17 protein-coding genes and 1 pseudogene are annotated in these 17,919 nt (G+C 75.9%); 8 read left to right on the forward strand and 10 right to left on the reverse strand.

Features of this window, described 5'->3' with window-relative positions; translation table 11 throughout:
- Nucleotides 1-14 precede the first annotated feature (14 nt).
- Together ACGFX4_RS01855 and ACGFX4_RS01860 are read right to left on the reverse strand one after the other, a co-directional pair.
- Entirely contained in the window at nt 15-1,199 is a 1,185-nt protein-coding gene (locus ACGFX4_RS01855) for a globin domain-containing protein (protein ID WP_393069367.1), read from the reverse strand.
- A 73-nt stretch (nt 1,200-1,272) separates the two neighbouring features.
- Nucleotides 1,273-1,719, reverse strand: a complete 447-nt coding sequence (locus tag ACGFX4_RS01860) for an RrF2 family transcriptional regulator (RefSeq protein WP_393069369.1) — start codon at nt 1,717-1,719, stop codon at nt 1,273-1,275.
- Between the two features lie 178 nt (nt 1,720-1,897).
- On the opposite strand from ACGFX4_RS01860, the gene ACGFX4_RS01865 reads away from it, so the two are divergent.
- On the forward strand, nt 1,898-3,364 hold the full coding sequence (locus ACGFX4_RS01865; RefSeq protein WP_393069371.1) for a carboxyl transferase domain-containing protein: 1,467 nt from the start codon (nt 1,898-1,900) through the stop codon (nt 3,362-3,364).
- Between the two features lie 16 nt (nt 3,365-3,380).
- Here the strand turns inward: ACGFX4_RS01865 and ACGFX4_RS01870 are convergent, their stop codons facing one another.
- From ACGFX4_RS01870 to ACGFX4_RS01885, 4 genes and pseudogenes are all read right to left on the reverse strand, one after another.
- Nucleotides 3,381-4,037: an ABC transporter ATP-binding protein gene (locus ACGFX4_RS01870; RefSeq protein ID WP_393069373.1), complete on the reverse strand. Its 657-nt coding sequence runs from the start codon at nt 4,035-4,037 to the stop codon at nt 3,381-3,383.
- 43 nt (nt 4,038-4,080) lie between these two features.
- Nucleotides 4,081-4,842 carry an ABC transporter ATP-binding protein gene (locus ACGFX4_RS01875; protein WP_393069374.1) on the reverse strand — a complete coding sequence of 254 codons (762 nt, stop codon included), beginning with the start codon at nt 4,840-4,842 and terminating at the stop codon, nt 4,081-4,083.
- Nucleotides 4,839-6,809 (reverse strand): ABC transporter permease, encoded by a 1,971-nt coding sequence (locus tag ACGFX4_RS01880; protein WP_393069375.1) that lies wholly within the window; start codon nt 6,807-6,809, stop codon nt 4,839-4,841. Before ACGFX4_RS01880 ends, ACGFX4_RS01875 begins: the two co-directional genes overlap by 4 nt.
- Before the next feature lie 162 nt (nt 6,810-6,971).
- Nucleotides 6,972-7,409: pseudogene (locus ACGFX4_RS01885) on the reverse strand (hypothetical protein); the annotation flags it as partial.
- A 200-nt stretch (nt 7,410-7,609) separates the two neighbouring features.
- On the opposite strand from ACGFX4_RS01885, the gene ACGFX4_RS01890 reads away from it, so the two are divergent.
- Complete coding sequence (locus ACGFX4_RS01890) at nt 7,610-8,233, forward strand: hypothetical protein (protein ID WP_393069376.1); 624 nt, start codon at nt 7,610-7,612, stop codon at nt 8,231-8,233.
- Nucleotides 8,230-9,597 (forward strand): ABC transporter substrate-binding protein, encoded by a 1,368-nt coding sequence (locus tag ACGFX4_RS01895; protein WP_393069378.1) that lies wholly within the window; start codon nt 8,230-8,232, stop codon nt 9,595-9,597. Before ACGFX4_RS01890 ends, ACGFX4_RS01895 begins: the two co-directional genes overlap by 4 nt.
- Here the strand turns inward: ACGFX4_RS01895 and ACGFX4_RS01900 are convergent.
- Nucleotides 9,594-9,989: a hypothetical protein gene (locus ACGFX4_RS01900; RefSeq protein WP_393069380.1), complete on the reverse strand. Its 396-nt coding sequence runs from the start codon at nt 9,987-9,989 to the stop codon at nt 9,594-9,596. The genes ACGFX4_RS01895 and ACGFX4_RS01900 overlap by 4 nt on opposite strands.
- Nucleotides 9,990-10,131: 142 nt before the next feature.
- Here ACGFX4_RS01900 and cbiE point away from each other — a divergent pair, with 142 nt between their 5' ends.
- From cbiE to ACGFX4_RS01915, 3 genes are read left to right on the forward strand one after another with little or no spacing between them, the layout of a single operon-like run.
- A complete protein-coding gene (gene cbiE, locus ACGFX4_RS01905) occupies nt 10,132-11,361 on the forward strand; it encodes a precorrin-6y C5,15-methyltransferase (decarboxylating) subunit CbiE (protein ID WP_393069382.1) in 1,230 nt (409 codons plus the stop codon).
- Nucleotides 11,358-12,110, forward strand: a complete 753-nt coding sequence (cobM, locus tag ACGFX4_RS01910) for a precorrin-4 C(11)-methyltransferase (protein WP_393069384.1) — start codon at nt 11,358-11,360, stop codon at nt 12,108-12,110. The genes cbiE and cobM overlap by 4 nt, the downstream gene beginning before the upstream one ends.
- Nucleotides 12,107-12,430, forward strand: coding sequence for a DUF6980 family protein (locus ACGFX4_RS01915; protein WP_393069386.1), 324 nt, complete (start codon nt 12,107-12,109; stop codon nt 12,428-12,430). The genes cobM and ACGFX4_RS01915 overlap by 4 nt, the downstream gene beginning before the upstream one ends.
- Here the strand turns inward: ACGFX4_RS01915 and ACGFX4_RS01920 are convergent.
- From ACGFX4_RS01920 to ACGFX4_RS01930, 3 genes are read right to left on the reverse strand one after another with little or no spacing between them, the layout of a single operon-like run.
- Nucleotides 12,402-13,055 carry a bifunctional 4-hydroxy-2-oxoglutarate aldolase/2-dehydro-3-deoxy-phosphogluconate aldolase gene (locus ACGFX4_RS01920; RefSeq protein WP_393069388.1) on the reverse strand — a complete coding sequence of 218 codons (654 nt, stop codon included), beginning with the start codon at nt 13,053-13,055 and terminating at the stop codon, nt 12,402-12,404. The two genes, ACGFX4_RS01915 and ACGFX4_RS01920, sit on opposite strands and share 29 nt — an antisense overlap.
- On the reverse strand, nt 13,052-14,650 hold the full coding sequence (locus ACGFX4_RS01925) for an amidohydrolase family protein (RefSeq protein WP_393069390.1): 1,599 nt from the start codon (nt 14,648-14,650) through the stop codon (nt 13,052-13,054). Before ACGFX4_RS01925 ends, ACGFX4_RS01920 begins: the two co-directional genes overlap by 4 nt.
- Nucleotides 14,650-15,915, reverse strand: a complete 1,266-nt coding sequence (locus tag ACGFX4_RS01930) for an amino acid deaminase (protein WP_393069392.1) — start codon at nt 15,913-15,915, stop codon at nt 14,650-14,652. The genes ACGFX4_RS01925 and ACGFX4_RS01930 overlap by 1 nt, the downstream gene beginning before the upstream one ends.
- 153 nt (nt 15,916-16,068) lie before the next feature.
- Between ACGFX4_RS01930 and ACGFX4_RS01935 the strand changes: the two genes are divergently transcribed.
- Both ACGFX4_RS01935 and ACGFX4_RS01940 read left to right on the forward strand, forming a co-directional pair.
- The gene (locus ACGFX4_RS01935; RefSeq protein ID WP_393069393.1) at nt 16,069-17,154 is read left to right on the forward strand and encodes a sugar kinase; all 1,086 of its coding nucleotides are present in this window, start codon (nt 16,069-16,071) and stop codon (nt 17,152-17,154) included.
- Nucleotides 17,151-17,909 (forward strand): IclR family transcriptional regulator, encoded by a 759-nt coding sequence (locus tag ACGFX4_RS01940; protein WP_393069395.1) that lies wholly within the window; start codon nt 17,151-17,153, stop codon nt 17,907-17,909. Before ACGFX4_RS01935 ends, ACGFX4_RS01940 begins: the two co-directional genes overlap by 4 nt.
- Nucleotides 17,910-17,919: the final 10 nt, after the last annotated feature.

Genomic DNA, 17,919 nt, shown 5'->3' on the forward strand with positions numbered 1-17,919 from the left:
GGAGGGACTGACGCCTACGCGCCGAGCCAGAGGTCGGGGCCGAAGACCTCGTAGTGGATGTCGGCCGGGTTCAGGCCGGCCTCGACCAGCTGGGCCCGGGCGGCGCGCAGGAAGGGCAGCGGCCCGCACAGGTAGGCCGTCGCGTCGGTGGGCAGGTCCAGCGCCGCCAGGTCGACGAACCCGGTCCGCTCGGCGGGCCGGTCGTCGGCGGGCTGCTCGTACCAGACGTGCGACTCGCCGGCGGCGAGCTTGCCGGTGTACTGCTCCAGTTCGGCCCGGAAGGCGTGCGAGGCCGGGTCGCGGTCGCCGTGGACCGCGATCACCCGGCGCCCGGAGCCGCGTCCGGCGAGGTCGGCGAGCATGCCGATCATCGGCGTGCACCCGATGCCGGCCGACACCAGGACGACCGGGCGCTCGGCGGAGTCCAGCTGCACGTCGCCGAAGGGCGCGCTGATCCGCAGCAGGTCGCCCTCGCCGACCTCGGTGTGCAGGTGCCGGGAGACCTCGCCGGCCGGCTCGCCGTCGACCCGCTTGACTGCGAAGCGCAGCGCGCTCTCGTCCCCGCCGACCAGGCTGTACTGGCGTATCTGCCGGGCCCCGTCGGCGAGTTCGACCTGCACCGAGACGTACTGGCCGGGCCGGAAGGCGGGCACCGGGCCGCCGTCCGCCGGCTGCACCGCGAAGGCGGCGACCTCGGCCGTCTCGGTCTGCCGCGAGCGGACCCGGTACTCGCGCCAGGAGTTCCCGTCGGCCGCCCCGGCCTCCTCGTACAGGCGCTTCTCGACGGCGATCAGCGCGTTGGCCATCAGCCAGTAGACCTCGTCCCAGGCGGCCGCGACCTCGGGGGTGACGGCGTCGCCGAGCACCTCCACGATCGCCGCGAACAGGTGCGTGTGGACGACCTGGTACTGCGCGGCGGTGACGCCGAGCGAGGCGTGCTTGTGGGCGATCCGCGCGAGCATCGCATCCGGCCGGACGTCGGGGTGCTCGACCAGCGCGGTGGCGAACGCGGCGATCGACCCCGCGAGCGCCTGCCGCTGGGTGCCGTTCGCCTGGTTGCCCCGGTTGAAGAGGTCGCGCAGCAGCTCCGGGTGGGCGGCGAAGAGCTTGTCGTAGAACAGCGGCGTGATCTCGCCGATCGCTCCGCCCACGGCGGGCAGGGTGGCCCGGACGGTCTCGGCGGCCTTCGGGGACAGCATCGGATCTCCAAACTCGCATCCAAGATGCGCATTAAACGCCGTGAGAAAGCGCACCCGCACCGCGCGGGCACGCTCAGTCCTGCCCGGGCCTCCCGGTCAGGGCGAGCAGCACCGGACCGGTGGGCGGACCGACCAGGTCGTCCACCGTGTACGGATCCAGCGCCGCATAGAACGCCTCCTGGGCCTGGCGCAGCACCCCGCGCAGACGGCAGGCGGAGCGCAGCGGGCAGGGCGGGTCGTCCTCGCAGCCGACCACGTCACCCACCCCCTCCAGCTCGCGGACCAGCCGCCCGATCGAACCGGTCCGGCCGGCGGGGGTGAGCGCCAGCCCACCGCCGCGACCTCGCCGGGCCTCGACCACACCCAGGTGTTGGAGCCGGCTGACCACCTTCGCCGCATGGTTGTACGGCACGGCGACGGCGTCGGCCACCTCGCGGGTGGTCGGCTGTTCGTCGTCGCCCAGCACCGCGAGGCGCATGGCGATGCGCAGCGCGATGTCGGTGCTCTTGGTCAGCCTCACACCGAACACCCTAGCTAATCGGCATCTTGGATACCAATAAAGCGGGCGGTTTCCGCGGCCGCGCCCCCGGTGATCGTGCTCACACTCGGCGGCGGCCCGCCCCGGCCCGACGACCGGCCCGTAGGCTCGACGCGCGCGGCGGCCGCCGCGACAGCCCAGCGCCCGACGGAGGACGACGGTGACGGCACGTCAGCTCATCGACCTGATCGCCGACCCGGGTTCGCTGACCGGCTGGGACGAACCCCTCGGCCCGCCGCCCGCCGACCCGCGCTACCGCGCCTCGCTCGCCCGCGCCTGCGAACGCACCGGCCTGGACGAGGCCGTCACCACCGGCCGCGCCACCCTCGCCGGCCGGCCGGTCGCCCTGATCGTCTCCGAGTTCGACTTCCTCGGCGGCTCGATCGGCGTCGCCACCGCCGAACGCATCACCCGCGCCGTCGAGCGGGCCACCGCCGAACGCCTCCCGCTGATCGCCCTCCCCGTCTCCGGCGGCACCCGGATGCAGGAGGGCGCCGCCGCCTTCCTGTGCATGCTCCGGGTCACCGCCGCCGTCCACGCCCACCGGGCGGCCGGACTGCCGTACCTCACCTACCTGCGCAACCCCACCATGGGCGGGGTGTTCGCATCCTGGGGCACCCTCGGCCACCTGGTCCTCGCCGAGCCGGGCGCCCGGCTCGGCTTCCTCGGCCCGCGGGTGTACGAGCAGCTGCGCGGCGAACCGCTGCCGCCGGACATCCAGCGGCCCGACACCCTGCTCGCCCGCGAACTGATCGACGCCACCGTCGCCCCCGCCGACCTGCGGGACGTGCTGCGCCGCGCGCTCACCGTCCTCACCCCCTCCGCCCCTGCCGCCCCTGCCGCCCCCGCCCCCGTCGCTCCCGATCCCGATCCCGACGAGGAGCCGAACGGCGGCGACGCGTGGGAGTCCGTCCTGCGCACCCGCCGCACCGACCGGATCGGCGCCCGCGAGTTCCTCGCCCACGCCGCGGAGGAGTTCCTGCCGCTCGGCGGGACCGGCGCGCTGATGCACGGCCTCGCCGTGATCGGCGGCCACCGGGTGCTCGCCGTCGGCCAGCAGCGCCAGGCCCCCGGCGGCCCGGCCCGCCCGTTCACCGCCGCCGACCTGCGCGCGGTACGCCGCCTCGCACAGACCGCCGGCGAACTCGGGCTGCCACTGCTCACCGTCGTCGACACCACCGGCGCCGAACTCTCCGTCCGCGCCGAACTGGACGGCGTCGCCGTCGAGATCGCGCACTGCCTGCACACGCTCACCGCGCTGCGCACACCCGTCCTCGCGGTCCTGCTCGGCCAGGGCTCCGGCGGCGGCGCGCTCGCCCTGCTCCCCGCGGACCGCGTCCTGGCCGCGGAGCACGCCTGGCTCGCCCCGCTGCCGCCCGAGGGCGCGTCCGCGATCGTCCACCGGGACGGCGCCCACGCCCCCGAACTCGCCCGCGCCCAGGGCATCCGCGCCCACGACCTCGCCGCGGCCGGCCTGGTCGACCGGATCGTCGCCGAGGACCCCGCCGACACCTTCCCCACCCGCCTCGGCACCGCCGTCGCCACCGCCCTCGGCGAACTCACCACCCTCCCCACCCCCGCCCTCCTCGCCGCCCGCGCCCACCGCAACCGCCACCTCGGCGGCTGACCCGAACGGCCCCCGACTAGCCCTCCCAGTCGCGCAGTTCGCCGAGTTCGCCGCTGACCGCGACCCGGCCGCGGCGCAGCACGTGGACGAAGCCCGCGCGGCCGAGCGTCCGCGGGACGGTCTGTTCGGCGAGCACGACCGTGCGGCCCTGCTCCGCCAGCTCGCGCAGCATTCCGTGCAGGCGGGTCACCACCGCGGGTGCCAGGCCGCGCCCCGGCTCGTCCAGCAGGAGCAGGCCCGGTCCGGAGGCCAACGCCCGTCCCAGCGCCACCAGTTGCTGCTGTCCGCCGGACAGCTCCCCGGCGCGCCGGCCGAGCAGGGCGGTCAGTTCGGGGAAGGCCGGCCGGGCCGGGCCGCCGTCCGCGCCGAGCCGCAGGTTCTCCGCCACCGTCAGCGTGCCGAAGACCGCGCGCTCCGCGGGCACGAACGCGATCCCCTCGCGCGCCCGCCGGTACGCGTCGAGCCCGCCGACGTCCCGGCCCCGCCACCGCACCTGCCCGGCGGTCGGCCGCACCAGCCCCGCCATCGCCCGCAACGCGGTGGTCCGCCCGGCCCCGTTCCGTCCGACCAGGACGGTGACCGCCCCGGCCGGGCACGCCAGGTCGACCCCGTGCAGTGCCTCCAGCAGCCCGTACCGCACCCGCACCCCGCGCAGCTCCACCTCCACGCTCACCGGGCCGGCCCCCGCTCCGCGGTCCCGCCCGCCCACCGGCCGGTCATGCCGCGCCCCACGCCGCGGTCACCCCCGGGTCGGCCAGGACCTGCGCGGCCGGGCCGTGCGCGACCACCTTGCCGGCGGCCATCACGTAGACGGTGTCGGCGAGTTCGGCCACCAGGTCGACGTCGTGCTCGACGACGAGCAGCGCGGTGCCTTCGGCCGCCAGGGCGCGCAGGACGCCGGTGAGCCGTACCGTCTGCTCCTGGTCGAGGCCGGCGGCCGGCTCGTCCAGGAGCAGGACGTGCGGGGCGGCGGCGAGGGCCCGGGCGAGTTCGAGCAGGCGCAGTGCGCCGGTCGGCAGCCGGTCGGCGGGCCGGTCCCGGACCGGCCGCAGGTCGAGGAGGCGCAGCGCCCGCTCGGTGTTCTCCCGTACCGTCCGCCGTCGCCCTTCCCCCGGCGGCAGCCCGAGCAGGCCGCGCGCGAGTCCGCCGTGGACCTGTTCGGCCCCGATCCGGACGTTCTCGGCCACGGTGAGGCTCTGGAACGCGGCGATCTGCTGGAAGGTCCGCAGCAGTCCGAGCCGGGCGCGGGCGTGGTCGGGCAGCGCGGTGACGTCCCGTCCGGCGAGCAGCACCCGGCCGGCGTCGGGCCGGACGGTGCCGGCCAGGCAGTCGAAGAGGGTGCTCTTGCCCGCACCGTTCGGCCCGATCAGCGCGGTGATCCGGCCGGGCGGCGCGGCGAGGTCGACCGCGTCGACGGCGGTGATGCCGCCGTACCGCCGTACCACCCCGCGTGCCTCCAACCCGCCCGCGCCGGTCATCGTGCCCTCCCCACGGCCCGGTCCCGATCCCGGTCCAGGCCCCGACCGCCCGCACCGTCCCGGTCCCGGAGCCGGCCGCGGACCCGCTGGCCGAGCGGTGTCAGCCGGACCGCCACCGGCCGGGTGCGGGAGCCCCACCGGGCGGCGACGCCGGCGAGGCCGCCCGGCAGCCGTCCGATGGCGGTGGCGAGCGCGCCGACCACCACCGCGGAGATGCCGGCCGCCGTGCCCGCGTCGAGGCCGACCAGCAGGGCGGCGGCGAGGACCGCACCGACCGCGCTGTCCGCGCCGGCGACGACCACGGTGGCGAACCAGAGCAGACCTTGCACCGGGTCGAAGGCGGTGGGGTCGAAGGCCTGCCCGCCGAGCGCCATCAGCCCGCCGCCGAGGGCGGCGAGGCCGGCGCCGGCCATGAAGACCAGGAGCTTCAGCCGGGGCACGTCGACGCCGGCCGCGGAGGCGCCCGCCTGCTGGTCGCGCATCGCGGCGAGGGCCCGTCCGAGCGAGCCCCGGTGCAGGTTGCGGACGAGCAGCAGGCCGGCGGCGAGCAGCAGCAGTTCGACGGCGTAGAAGCCCCGGTCGCCGCGCGGCAGGCCGTCCCGGGCGACGAGGAGTCCGGTCGTGGCGTACGGCTGGTTGAACACCAGCCGGCTGAGGGCCGTGCCGACCGCGAAGGTGACCAGGGCGAGGGCCAGGCCCCGGCGCCGGATGGCTGGCCAGCCGGTGAGCAGGCCGAGCGGCACGGTCACGGCGACCGCGAGCAGCAGAGCGGCGGGTGCGGCCATCGGCGGGAGGCCGGGGACCTTTCCCGACATCAGCAGGGCGGTGCCGAGCGCCCCGAGCCCCGCGTACCCGGCCTGCCCGAGCGAGATCTGCCCGCCGTAGCCGGTGACGACCACGATCGACAGCAGGACCAGGGCGAGTGCGGGCACCAGCAGCGCGTGCCGCAGGTCGTCGGCGCGGAAGCCGAGCGGCAGGAGCACCAGCACCGCGCACACGGTCCGCACCACCGCCGCCCCGCGCCGGTCGCCGGCCCGGCCCGGGCCGAGGGCGAGCCCGGTGTCGTCGGTGCCGCGGGCCCACGGCAGTAGGGCGGCGACCAGCAGCGCGACCACGAACAGGTTGGCCTGCAGCGCCTGGGCGAGCGGCAGCAGCTGCCCGGCGGGGCGGAGCCGGAGGAGTTCGCTCTGGGCGACGCCGAGCGCCAGGCCGGTGGCGACGGCGACCGGCAGCGAGCGCAGCCGGGCGGCCACGGCGACGGCCATCGTCTCCATCACCAGCAGCGGCAGCCCGTACGGGTCGAGCAGCAGGGACGGCGCCAGCAGGACGCCGACCAGTCCGGCGGCGAAGGAGCCGAACGCCCACCCGGCGGAGGAGATCCGGTCGGCGTCGACTCCGCTCAGCTGGGCGAGGCCCCGGTTGTCGACGACCGCCCGCAGCCGCAGCCCGAAACGGGTGTACCGCCCGACCAGGCCGACGGCCGCCGCCAAGGCCAGCACCGCGCCGAGCTGCAGGACGGTGTCCAGCCGCAGCACGTGCCCGAACGGGTGGGCGAGCGGAGTGCCGGGCACCAGCGCGGGCGCGTCACCGTACGGGGCGGTGCCCCAGATCAGCACGGCGGCGCCGATCAGCAGCACGAACACGCCGATGCTCGCGACCATCGTCTCGGCGGGGCCGGCGCCCCGCCGCTGGAGCGGACGGAACACCGCCAGGTCGAGCAGGACGCCGAACGCGGGCGCGGCCAGCAGCAGGCAGAACGCGGCGGCGAGCGCGAGCGGCCAGTGCCGGACAACGACCAGTTCGCGCAGCAGGTACGCGGTGGCCATCGCCTGCGCGCCCTGCGCGAGGTTGAGCACGCCGGTCGCCCGGTGGGTGACCACCAGGCCGACGCCGCTCAGCGCGGCCGCGCTGCCGATGGCGAGCCCGGCCAGCCCCAGATCGAACGTCAGCCCCAGCCCCCCGCCCACTCAGCCCCCACCCCCACCCACCGGCCCGCCACCCGCCGCACCGCCGGCCCCCGCTGCACCGCCACCCGCCGTACCGCCACCCACCGACCCGCCACCCATCGGCCCGCCACCCTCCGCACCGCCGGCCGTGCCGTCCCCCGCACCGCCGCCACCCTCCGGCGGAGCCGGCTCGCAGACCGGGCACGCCCCGAGCCCCCGCTCCCCCACCGTCTCCGCGTCGACCGGCCGGGCGTGCGCCTTGCCCGCCACCAGCGGGCAGTCGGCGCGGTGGTAGAGCGTGCCGTCGGGCACGGCGACCGGTGGCCCGCCGGCCGCCTCCGCGCTCTCGCCGTCCGCCAGCGCCTCGCCGACGAGCAGGGCGAACAGCTGGTCCATCCGCCGGTCGGCGGCCCCGCGGCCGGGGAGCCGGGCGGCGAGCAAGACCGCCCCGCCGACCAGCAGCGCGGCACCAGGGACGGTGGCGGAGGCGAGGTAGGGCAGCTGACGGGCGGCCAGCCGTTCGCCGGAGACGCCGTACCAGCCGAGGACGCACAGGACCGCGCCCGCCGCCAGGACGAACCATCCGGGCGACTGCCGCAGTGCCTCCCGCAAGCGGTTCATGGGTCGTCACTCCGCCCTGCTCGGGGACCGCCACATCCGTTTTGTCGCAAATCTTGCGATTCGCCCGTATATCGTCCTTCATGGTCCCACGCGCGGTGCCGCAGAACCGCCGCAGCACGACCGATCAGCCAGACCAACCGAGCGACCGGGGCCACGGGGGCAGAACGCCCGCCGGTCGGGAAGAGACGCGGTGACCACGCATGTCCACCACTCGCAGTGATCAGTCCCGCGGGCCCGTGACCGGCCCGCCGACCTACCCGGACAGGCTCCGCCGACCGGGCCGCCCGACCCGGAAGGGTGCCGCCGTCCGGCTGACCGGTGCGGTGCTGGCCGTCCTGCTGGCCGCCGCGTGCAGCAGCAGCGGCAGCAGCACCTCCTCCTCCCCGACCCCCACCGCCGCCGCGACCAGCGCCTCGGCCCCGGCCTCCGGCACCGCGGCCGCCTCGCCGAGCGGCAGCGCCCCGGCCGATCCGGCGGCGGCGAAGGCGGAGATCACCACGAACTGGGAGAAGTTCTTCAGCCCGGACACCTCGCTGGACGACAAGGCGGCGCTGCTCCAGGGCGGCGACCAGCTGGCCCCGGTGCTGCAGGGCTTCGCCTCCGACCCGCGGGTCGGCCAGGTGCAGGCGAAGGTCACCGACGTCGCCTTCACCTCGGCGACCGAGGCGACCGTGACGTACCAGCTCTCGATCCAGGGCAACGTGGTGCAGCCGGACGCCACCGGCCAGGCGGTGCTGGACAGCGGCGTCTGGAAGGTCTCCCGGTCGACGCTCTGCGGCCTGGTCCAGCAGAGCGGCAACACCGCGGTCCCCGGCTGCAGTTGACCTACCGCAGCGGCCCCGCGAGGGCGGTCGGACGGCGGCGGCGCCGTCGCGCGGCCGCCCTCGCCGGGGTGCTGCTCGCCCTCGCGGGCTGCGGCAGCCGGCTGCCCGAGAGCGACTTCACCGCGCCCCCGGGCAGCCCGCAGTCCGGCGGGTCCACCGACACCGGCGTGACGGCGGGCGAGATCCGGATCGGCATCATCACCTCGCTCACCTCACCGGTCGGCAGCGAGACCTTCTCGGGTCCGCGCTTCGGCGCCCAGGCCTTCCTCCGGTCCCTCGACGACCGGGGCGGCCTGCACGGGCGGACCGTGAAGGTGGTGACCTGCGACGACGGCGGCAGCGGCATCGGCAACCAGGACTGCGTGCACCGGCTGATCGACCGCGAGCAGGTCTTCGCCCTGGTGGCCGGCAGCGTGCTGGACTACGCGGGCGCGCCGTACGTCAGCGGCAAGGGCGTGCCCGACATCGGCGGGCAGCCGATCGGCACGGCGTACGACCGCTGGCCGCACCTCTACAGCATCTACGGCAGCAGCGCGCCGCGCGACGGCCGCTCGGTCGGCTGGAACGGCACGCTGTACCAGTCGACCGAGGTGTACCGCTTCTTCAAGGAGCGGCTGGGGGCCCGCAGCGCGGCCGTCGTCTCCTACAACCAGGCCGATTCGGCGCGCTACGCGAAGCAGTTGGAGCAGGGCCTGCAGGCGGAGGGGTTCCGGGTGCTCAGTCAGAGCGTCGACCTGGCGCTGCCCAACTTCCAGGCGGTGGCCGCCGCGATGAAGGCCGACGGCACCGAGCTGCTGCTGGACTCGATGGACACCCGGGGCAACGCGGCGCTCTGCCAGGCGCTGGACGCGGCGGACGTACGGCTCACCGCCAAGGTGACCAACGTGCAGAACTGGTCCGCGACCGCGCGCACCGCCTACCGGGACTCGCCCGACTGCCGGAACTCCCTGTGGGCGACCTCCTCCTCGCGCAACTACGAGGACGTCGGACAGCCCGCCGTGAAGGAGTTCCGGGAGGCGATGGCCCGTTACTATCCGGAGCGCGAACCACTGCTCTCCGCCTGGGAGTTGGAGGGATGGGCGGCGGCCCAGTGGCTGACCGACGCGATGGACTCGTGCGGCCGCGAGCTGACCCGCGACTGCGTGGGGCGGTTCATGGACCGGCCGCAGCCGTACGACGCGCACGGCCTGATCGTCCCCGCCTCGTTCACCCCCGAGCCCCGCCCGACCGGCCCGACCCGGGCCTGCCTCAACGCCGCCCGCTGGCAGGACACCGCCTTCGACGGCCGCGGCGGCTGGCTCACCCAGGTGCCGGACATGACCACCACCTGCTTCGACGTCCCCCAACTCCCCTACCAGCCTTAAGGGCCGTCCAGGAACCAGAACTCGTCGCCGCGGCGCACCCGGGAGGCCCGGTAGGCCTCGTCCAGCGGGGCGACCACCGCGCGCAGTTCGCGGGCGGCGTGACGGGGCAGCGCGTGCAGCATCCGTTCGATCAGCGGGCGGCCGTGGTCGGCCTCGCAGCAGGGGCAGGGCGGCCCGAGCGCCGGCCGGCCGCGCCGGTGGGCCTCGGCACGCCAGGCTGCGACGGCGGCGGCCAGGGCACCGGGCGGCTCGCCGAGTGCCGCCTCGCGGGCGGCGACCAGCCGCTGCGCCGGGCCGGACAGGCCGGGCACCACGCGGCGCGTTCCGCGGTCGTGGGGACGGGGTCGGCGGCCGAGGCCCGCGCGGACGCGGGCCGGCGCGTTACGCGCCATGGGCCTTTCGGGAGTTCGTCATGTCCGGCAGTGTGGCCAAGCTCGCACACCTCGGGCAACAGGTTTGTCAGGTGCGGACCCGGCGGGCGGCGAAACGGCGGGTAGGCTGCCGCTGCCCCCTTCCGACCTGCGAGGAGTCCCCGTGTCCGAGTCTGCGATCACCGTCGTCGGGATCGGTGCGGACGGCTGGCCGGGCCTCGCGCAGACGTCCCGGGCGGCGCTGCTCGCGGCCGGGTCGGTGATCGGCGGCCCGCGTCAGCTGGAGCTGCTGCCCGCCGAGGTGACGGCGGAGCGGGTGCCGTGGCCGTCGCCGCTGCGTCCGGCGGTCGCCGGGCTGCTGGCCGAGCGGGCCGGGCAGAAGGTCGCGGTGCTGGCCAGTGGCGACCCGATGTTCTACGGCATCGGCCGGACCCTGGCGGAGACCGTCGGCGCCGAGCGCCTTCGCGTCCTGCCGCACCCGTCCTCGGTGTCGTACGCGTGCGCCCGGCTGGGCTGGCCGGTGGAGGAGACCGAGGTGGTCTCGCTGGTCGGCCGGCCGCCGGAGACGCTGAACGGCGCGCTCTACCCGGGCCGCCGGCTGCTGGTGCTGAGCGCGGACGCCGCCGGCCCGGCCGCGGTCGCGGCGCTGCTCGCGGCCCGCGGCTTCGGCCCGTCCCGGCTGCGCGTGCTGGAGCAGTTGGGCGGCGAGGCGGAGGACGTCCGCGAGGGCACCGCCGGGGCCTGGCCGCACGCGCCGGGCGACCCGCTGAACATCCTGGCCGTCGAGTGCGCCGCCGCCCCCGGCACCCCGCGCGCCCAGCTGGTGCCCGGCCTGCCGGACGACCGGTACGAGAGCGACGGCCAGTTGACCAAGCGCTACGTGCGGGCCGCCACGCTGGCCGCGCTGGCGCCGGCGCCGGGCGAGCTGCTGTGGGACATCGGCGGCGGCTCGGGGTCGATCGGCATCGAGTGGCTGCGGGCGCACCGCAGCTGCCGGGCGGTGAGCGTGGAGCGCGATCCGGTGCGCGCGGAGCGGATCGCCCGCAACGCGGGGGCACTGGGCGTGCCCCGGCTGCGGGTGGTGACCGGTCCGGCGCCGGGGGCGCTGGCGGGTCTGGAGACCCCGGACGCGGTGTTCGTCGGCGGCGGGTTGACCGCGCCGGGGCTGCTGGCGGCGTGCTGGGCGGCGCTGCCGGTCGGCGGCCGGCTGGTCGCCAACACGGTGACCATGGAGTCGGAGGCGCTGCTGGCCGAGTGGTACCGGCGGCACGGCGGCGAGCTGGTCCGGCTGGGTGTCGCGCAGGCGGTGCCGGTCGGCGGATTCACCGGGTGGCGGCAGGCGATGCCGGTCACCCAGTGGTCAGTGATCAAGGAAGAAGAGGAATCGGAGTGACCGTCTACTTCATCGGGGCCGGGCCCGGCGCCGCGGACCTGATCACGGTCCGGGGGGCGCGGACCCTGGCGGCGTGCGGGGTGTGCCTGTACGCGGGCAGCCTGGTGCCGACCGAGCTGCTGGCCGAATGCCCGCCCGGCGCGCGGTTGGTGGACACCGCCGACCTCGACCTGGACCGGATCGTCGCGGAGATCGCCCGCGCCCACGAGGAGGGCCAGGACGTGGCCCGGCTGCACTCGGGCGACCCGTCGGTGTTCAGCGCGGTGGCCGAGCAGATGCGCCGGCTGGACGCGCTGGGCATCCCGTACGAGGTGGTGCCCGGTGTCCCGGCGTTCGCCGCCGCGGCCGCCGCGCTGAAGCGCGAGCTGACCGTCCCGACGGTCGGCCAGACGGTGATCCTCACCCGGGTCGCCCGGCAGGCCACCCCGATGCCGGAGGGCGAGGACCTGGCGACCCTCGGCCGCAGCGGCGCCCTGCTGGTGCTGCACCTGGCCGCCCGGTACGTGGACAGCGTGGTCGAGGAGTTGCTGCCGCACTACGGCGCCGACTGCCCGGCCGCGGTGGTGGCGATGGCCAGCCGCCCGGACGAGCTGGTGCTGCGCGGCACCCTCGCCGACATCGCCGGCCAGGTCAAGGAGGCGGGCGTGCTGCGCACCGCGGTGATCCTGGTCGGGCGCACGCTGGCGGCGGAGCAGTTCCGCGACAGCCACCTGTACTCCACCGAGCGCTGCCGGGAGGGCGTCCGATGAGCGTCGAGCACTGCTGCGAGCGGATGACCTCGCAGGTCGAGCACTGGTGCGACGAGCACGACGACCCGTACGACTGCCCGGACGCGCTGGTGGCGTACAGCGCGAAGTTCCGCGAGTACGGGCTGCCGGTGCGCGACGGCGGCACGTCGCGGGTCGGTATCGCCTTCTGCCCGTGGTGCGGGCACGCGTTGCCGCCGTCGCAGCGCGACCGGTGGTTCGCCGAGTTGGAGAAGCTCGGCATCGACCCGTGGGAGGACGAGCTCCCGGACGGGTTCGAGGACGGCCGCTGGCTCAACTCCCCTGCTGGGACGGGATCCTGAGCCCTGCGGTGAACGCCGCGGCGCGACGGGTGATCTCCGGCCAGTCGCCCGCGGCGACGACGGCCGGGGGTACCACGTCGGTGCCGGCGCAGACCGCGAGCGCGCCGTGGGCAAGGAACGCCGCGGCGTTGCCCGCGTTGACGCCGCCGGAGGCGACCAGCGGGACGCCCGGGTAGGGGCCGTGCAGGTCCTTGAAGTAGCCGGGCCCGAAGGCCTTCGCCGGGAAGATCTTCACGGCGGCGGCGCCCAGGTCGAGGGCGTCGGCGACCTCGGTCGGGGTGAGCGCGCCGAGGACGGCGGGCACCCCGGCCTCGGCGGCGGCCTCCGCGACGGCGGGCCGCAGCCCGGGGGTGACCAGGAAGGACGCTCCCGCGGCGACGGCCCGGTCGGCCTGGTCGCCGGTGAGCACGGTGCCGACACCGACCCGGTGCCCGGCCTGCGCGGCGCGGGCCAGGTGGCGGGTCACCTCCGGGGTGGTGAAGGTGAGTTCGGTCCAGCCGATGCCACCGGCGGCGAGCGCCTCGCAGAGTGCGGCGGCGTCGGGTATCGCGGGGGCGCGGACCACGGCGATCACCGGGTCGGCGGCGAGTGCGGCGGGCAGGTCCAGGGGCGGTCGGGCGGTCATGCGGTGCTTCCTTGTTCGGTGCGGCGCAGCGCGCGGCCGGGCCGCGCGCCGGTGGTCCGGCCGTCCCGGACCACCGGGACGCCGTTGACGAGGACCGACCGGATACCGGCGGCGGGCAGCCGGGGCCGGTCGAAGGTGGCGGTGTCGCCGACCGTCTCGGGGTCGAACAGCACCAGGTCGGCGTGGTAGCCGGGGCGGATCAGCCCGCGCCGGTCCAGGCGCAGCCGCCGGGCCGGGCGGCCGGTCATCCGGGTGACCGCCTGCTCCAGCGTGAGGACGCCCAACTCCCGCCCGTAGTGGCCGAGGTAGCGCGGGAAGGTGCCCCAGGCCCGGGGGTGCGGCCGGGTGCCGACCAGCAGTCCGTCGCTGCCCGCGGTGTGCGCGGGGTGACGCATGATCGCGCGGACGTTCTCCTCGTGCCCGACGTGCTGCAGGACGGTGGTGCCGAGCCGGTCGCGGAGCAGCAGGTCGAGGAAGACCTCGGTGCCGGACCTGCCCTGCTCGGCGGCGAGTTCGGCGACGGTCCGGCCGACGGTGCCGGCGAGCGCGTCGTCCCGCACCCCGGAGATCTGGACGGTCGTCCAGTCGGCGGTGACGCCGTGGCAGCCGTCGCTGCCGGAGACCTCCAGGTGGTACCGGATCCTTTCCCGGGCCGCGGGGTCGGCCAGCCGGGCCAGGGTAGCTTCCGGCCCGCCCTCGGTGGACCAGCCGGGCAGCAGCGCGGAGAGGCTGGTGGAGCCGGGCAGGTAGGGGTAGCTGTCGAGGGTGACGTCCAGGCCCTCGGCGAGCGCGGCGTCGACCAGGGCGAGCAGGTCGCCGGCCCGGCCCCGGTTGACCTCGAAGTTCATGGTGGCGTGGGTGAGGTGCAGCGGGCAGCCGGAGCGCCGGGAGATCTCCACCATCTCCGCGTAGCCCTCCAATGCGCCCTTGCCGTAGGAGCGCTGGTGGGGGGCGTGGAAGCCGCCGTGCGCGGCGACCACCGCGCACAGCGCGGCCAGCTCCGCGGTGTCGGCGTACATGCCGGGGGTGTAGCTGAGGCCGCTGGACATGCCGACCGCGCCCTCGCGCAGGCCCTGGCCGAGCAGTTCGCGCATCCGGTCCAGTTCGACGGCGGTGGGCGGGCGGTTGTCCCAGCCCATCGCGAGCATCCGCAGGGTGCCGTGCGGCACCAGGTAGCAGGCGTTGACGGCGATGCCCCCGTCAAGCCTCGCCAGGTACTCGCCGACGGTGCGCCAGCTCCAGTCGAAGCCGTCCGGATCGCCGTTCCAGCCGGCCAGTTGGCGGCGCAGCGCGGGCAGGGTGACGTCGTCGACGGGGGCGTAGGAGAGCCCGTCCTGCCCGAGCACCTCACAGGTGATGCCCTGGGTGACCCGCGAGGGGTGCTCGGGTTCGACCAGCAGCCGCAGGTCGGAGTGGGTGTGCATGTCGATGAAGCCGGGGGCGAGCACCAGGCCGTCGGCATCGACGACCTGACGTGCCGTCAACTTGCGGCCGATCTCCTCGATCCGGCCGTCGGTCACGGTGACGTCGGCCCGGTGGCGGTCGGCGCCGCTGCCGTCGACGACGGTCGCGCCGCGGAAGAGCAGGTCGGCCATCAGAAGAAGGTCCGCACCAGGTCGACCACGCGCGGCCGTTCGGCGTCCGCGTCGTCCAGCACCGGGATCAGGTTCCACTTGTCGAAGGCGGTGCACGGGTGCGACAGCCCGAGCCGGACCACCGCCCCGACCGGCGCCTGCCCGCCCGCGCCGCGCAGGAAGGCGTGCTGGTCGTTGACCGCGCTCACCACCGGCTCCCCCTTCAACGGACCGTCACCCCGGACCAGTTGCGGTTCGGGCAGGCCCTCGTCGTACGGGAAGTCGCGCTTGCCGCCGTCCAGCAGGGAGAGCTCCGGCTCGGGGCGGGAGAGCACCCGCGCCCAGCCGTGCATCGCGGAGCGCAGCGGGGTCTGCCCGGCGCCGCGGGCGAGCGGGGAGATCGAGCGGTAGAAGCCGTCGTCGTGCACCAGGTAGGCACCGGAACGCAGCACGACCCGGGTGCCGGGCAGCTGGGCGGCGAGCGGCCCGAGCTCCTCGACCACGGTGTCGAAGTAGGCGCTGCCGCCCGCCGAGACCACCGGTTCGGCGGTCTCGTACGCCAGGCGGCGGTGCAGTGCTGCCAGTTCGCGCAGGTAGCCGCGGACCGTGGCCAGTGCCTGCTCGCCCGCGTCGTGGGCGAGCGCGCCCTCGTAGCCGCCGACGCCGGCCAGCCGCAGGGTGCCCGCGGCGCGGACCGCCTCGGCGATCCCGACGGCAGCGGCCGCACCCCGGGCGCCGGTCCGGCCGCCGGGGCCGCCGAGTTCGACCAGCACCTCGACCGGACGGCCGGCGCCGGCCGCACGCAGTGCGCGGTCCATCTGCCGGACGGCGTCCACCGAGTCCACCCAGCACAGGAAGGAGAAACCGGGGTCGGCGTCCAGTTCGGCGGACAGCCAGGCCAGCCCGGCGGGGTCGAGCAGGGTGTTGGCCAGCAGCAGCCGGCCGACGCCGAAGGCGCGGGCGACCCGCAGCTGGGCGAGGTTGGCCAGGGTGATGCCGCGGCAGCCGGCGTCCAGCTGGGCCTGCCACAGGGCGGGCGCCATGGTGGTCTTGCCGTGCGGGGTGAGCTCCACGCCCGCGTCGGCGCACCAGGCGGCCATGGTGCGCAGGTTGTGGGCGAGCGCGCCCGCGTCCAGGGTCAGCAGCGGAGTGCCGAGGTCGTCGAGGACCGGGCCGCCGGCCAGGTACTCGCGGACCGTCAGCCCGTGCGCGGCGGCGGGCACCGCTTTGAACCGCCAGTCCAGCCGCTCGTCGGCGAGCGCCGCGACCTTCTCCCGGTCCAGCACCAGCTATCACCCTCTCCACCTGCAATATTGCAATATTTGCAACCAGCGTTGCGCATGCTGTTGCTACGGTTCTAGCATTCACGCCGAACGACGGTCAACGAACGACGGTCGGCAACCGGCGACCGGCGAACCAACGGGCGAGGAGCGCGGCAGATGGCGGAGCAGGCAGCGAGCACGCCCGCGGTGGTCTGCCTGGGCGAGTCGATGGCGGTCCTGCTGCCCGACCGGCCCGGGCCGCTCGACGCCGTGGGCGCCTTCCACCCGGCCGTCGGCGGCGCCGAGTCCAACGTGGCCTGCGCGCTCGCCGCCCTCGGCGTACCCACCGCCTGGATCAGCCGGGTCGGCGCCGACGGCTTCGGCCGCCGCCTGGTCGCCGAGGTCGCCGCCCACGGCGTGGACGTCTCCGCCGTCGCCGTCGACCCGCACCGCCCGACCGGCGTCTACCTCAAGGAGACCGGCGGCTCCGCCCACCCGCACGACCTCGGCGGCGGCCGCAGCCGCCTGCACTACTACCGCCGCGGATCCGCCGCCTCCGCGCTCTCCCCCGCGCTGCTCGACGACCCGGCCGCTGCCCGGCTGCTCGACGGCGCCCGGCTGCTCCACCTCACCGGCATCACCCCCGCGCTGTCCGCCGACTGCCTCGCCCTGGTCCGCGCACTGCTCGCCGACCGGCGGCCCGGCCGGACGGTCTCCTTCGACCTCAACTGGCGGCCCGCGCTCTGGCACGGGCTCGACCACCACCTGCTCACCGACCTGCTCGACGCCGCCGACCTGCTGCTGCTGGGCGCCGACGAGGCCGAGGCCGCCTTCGGCATCGGCGACCCGGCCGCCCTGCGCCGGCGCTTCCCCGGCCCCGCCACCCTGGTGGTCAAGGACTCCGGCCACGCCGTCACCGCGCTCGACCGCGACGGCCGCGCCGTCGCCGAACCCGCCCTTGCCGTCGACGTGGTCGAACCCACCGGCGCCGGCGACGCCTTCGCCGCCGGCTACCTCTCCGGCACCCTGCGCGGCCTCGACCAGCGGCAGCGGCTGCGCCTCGGCCACCTGGCCGCCGCCTGCGCCCTCACCTCCCCCGGCGACCAGGGCCGGCTGCCCGCCCCCGCCGCGGTCGCCGCGCTGCTCGCCGCCTCCCCCGCGGACTGGGCGCGCACCAGAGTCGGCCCGGATGGCATCGTGTCCCCGGTACTCACCGCACCCTCCACCGTCCCGGGAACACCAGGAACACCAGGAACACCATGAGTCAGACTGTCACCCGCGCCCTGCGCCTGCTCGCCGAACTCGGCGAGGGGGAACGCTCGCTCGACCAGCTGGCCGAGCTGCTCGGCGTGCACAAGACCACCGTGCTGCGGCTGCTCCAGTCGCTGGAGGAGGAGCGCTTCGTCCACCGCGACGCCGACTACCGCTACCACCTCGGCGCCGGACTCTTCGCCCTCTCCAGCCGCGCGCTGGAGCAGCGCGGCATCCGCCGGATCGCCGCACCCCACCTGGCCGAACTCAACGCCGCCACCGGGCACACCGTGCACCTCGCCGCGTACGAGGGCGGCGAGGTGGTCTACATCGACAAGTACGACTCCCGGCACCCCGTCCGGATGTACTCCCGGATCGGCCTGCGCGCCGGACTGCACAACACCGCCGTCGCCAAGGTGCTGCTCGCCGACCTGCCCACCGCCGAACGCCGCCGGGTCGCCCGCGCCGTCGACTACACCGTGCACACCCCGAACACGCTCACCGGCCCCGCCGCGCTGCTCGCCGAGCTCGACACCGTCGCCGCGCAGGGCTGGGCCCAGGACCACGCCGAGCACGAGTCGTTCATCAACTGCGTGGCCGCGCCCGTCCGGGACGCCACCGGGCAGGTGGTGGCCGCCGTGTCGATCTCCGTCCCGGACGTCGTGCTGCCCTACGAGCGCGTGCTGGACCTCGTGCCCCGCCTGCTGACCACCGCCCGGGCGATCTCCGCCGACGCCGGGCACACCGACCGCCCCGACCACCCCTGAGAGGCCCGCA

Source organism: Kitasatospora sp. NPDC048365 (assembly GCF_043200835.1).
Classification (GTDB): domain Bacteria; phylum Actinomycetota; class Actinomycetes; order Streptomycetales; family Streptomycetaceae; genus Kitasatospora; species Kitasatospora terrestris.

What these genes read in the sequence shown, in the direction of transcription:
- ACGFX4_RS01940 (WP_393069395.1), top strand. Translation starts at nt 17,151, where the DNA reads ATGAGTCAGACTGTCACCCGCGCCCTGCGCCTGCTCGCCGAACTCGGC.
- ACGFX4_RS01855 (WP_393069367.1), bottom strand. Translation starts at nt 1,199, where the DNA reads ATGCTGTCCCCGAAGGCCGCCGAGACCGTCCGGGCCACCCTGCCCGCC.
- ACGFX4_RS01935 (WP_393069393.1), top strand. Translation starts at nt 16,069, where the DNA reads ATGGCGGAGCAGGCAGCGAGCACGCCCGCGGTGGTCTGCCTGGGCGAG.
- ACGFX4_RS01875 (WP_393069374.1), bottom strand. Translation starts at nt 4,842, where the DNA reads ATGACCGGCGCGGGCGGGTTGGAGGCACGCGGGGTGGTACGGCGGTAC.
- ACGFX4_RS01925 (WP_393069390.1), bottom strand. Translation starts at nt 14,650, where the DNA reads ATGGCCGACCTGCTCTTCCGCGGCGCGACCGTCGTCGACGGCAGCGGC.
- ACGFX4_RS01890 (WP_393069376.1), top strand. Translation starts at nt 7,610, where the DNA reads ATGTCCACCACTCGCAGTGATCAGTCCCGCGGGCCCGTGACCGGCCCG.
- ACGFX4_RS01915 (WP_393069386.1), top strand. Translation starts at nt 12,107, where the DNA reads ATGAGCGTCGAGCACTGCTGCGAGCGGATGACCTCGCAGGTCGAGCAC.
- ACGFX4_RS01920 (WP_393069388.1), bottom strand. Translation starts at nt 13,055, where the DNA reads ATGACCGCCCGACCGCCCCTGGACCTGCCCGCCGCACTCGCCGCCGAC.
- ACGFX4_RS01900 (WP_393069380.1), bottom strand. Translation starts at nt 9,989, where the DNA reads ATGGCGCGTAACGCGCCGGCCCGCGTCCGCGCGGGCCTCGGCCGCCGA.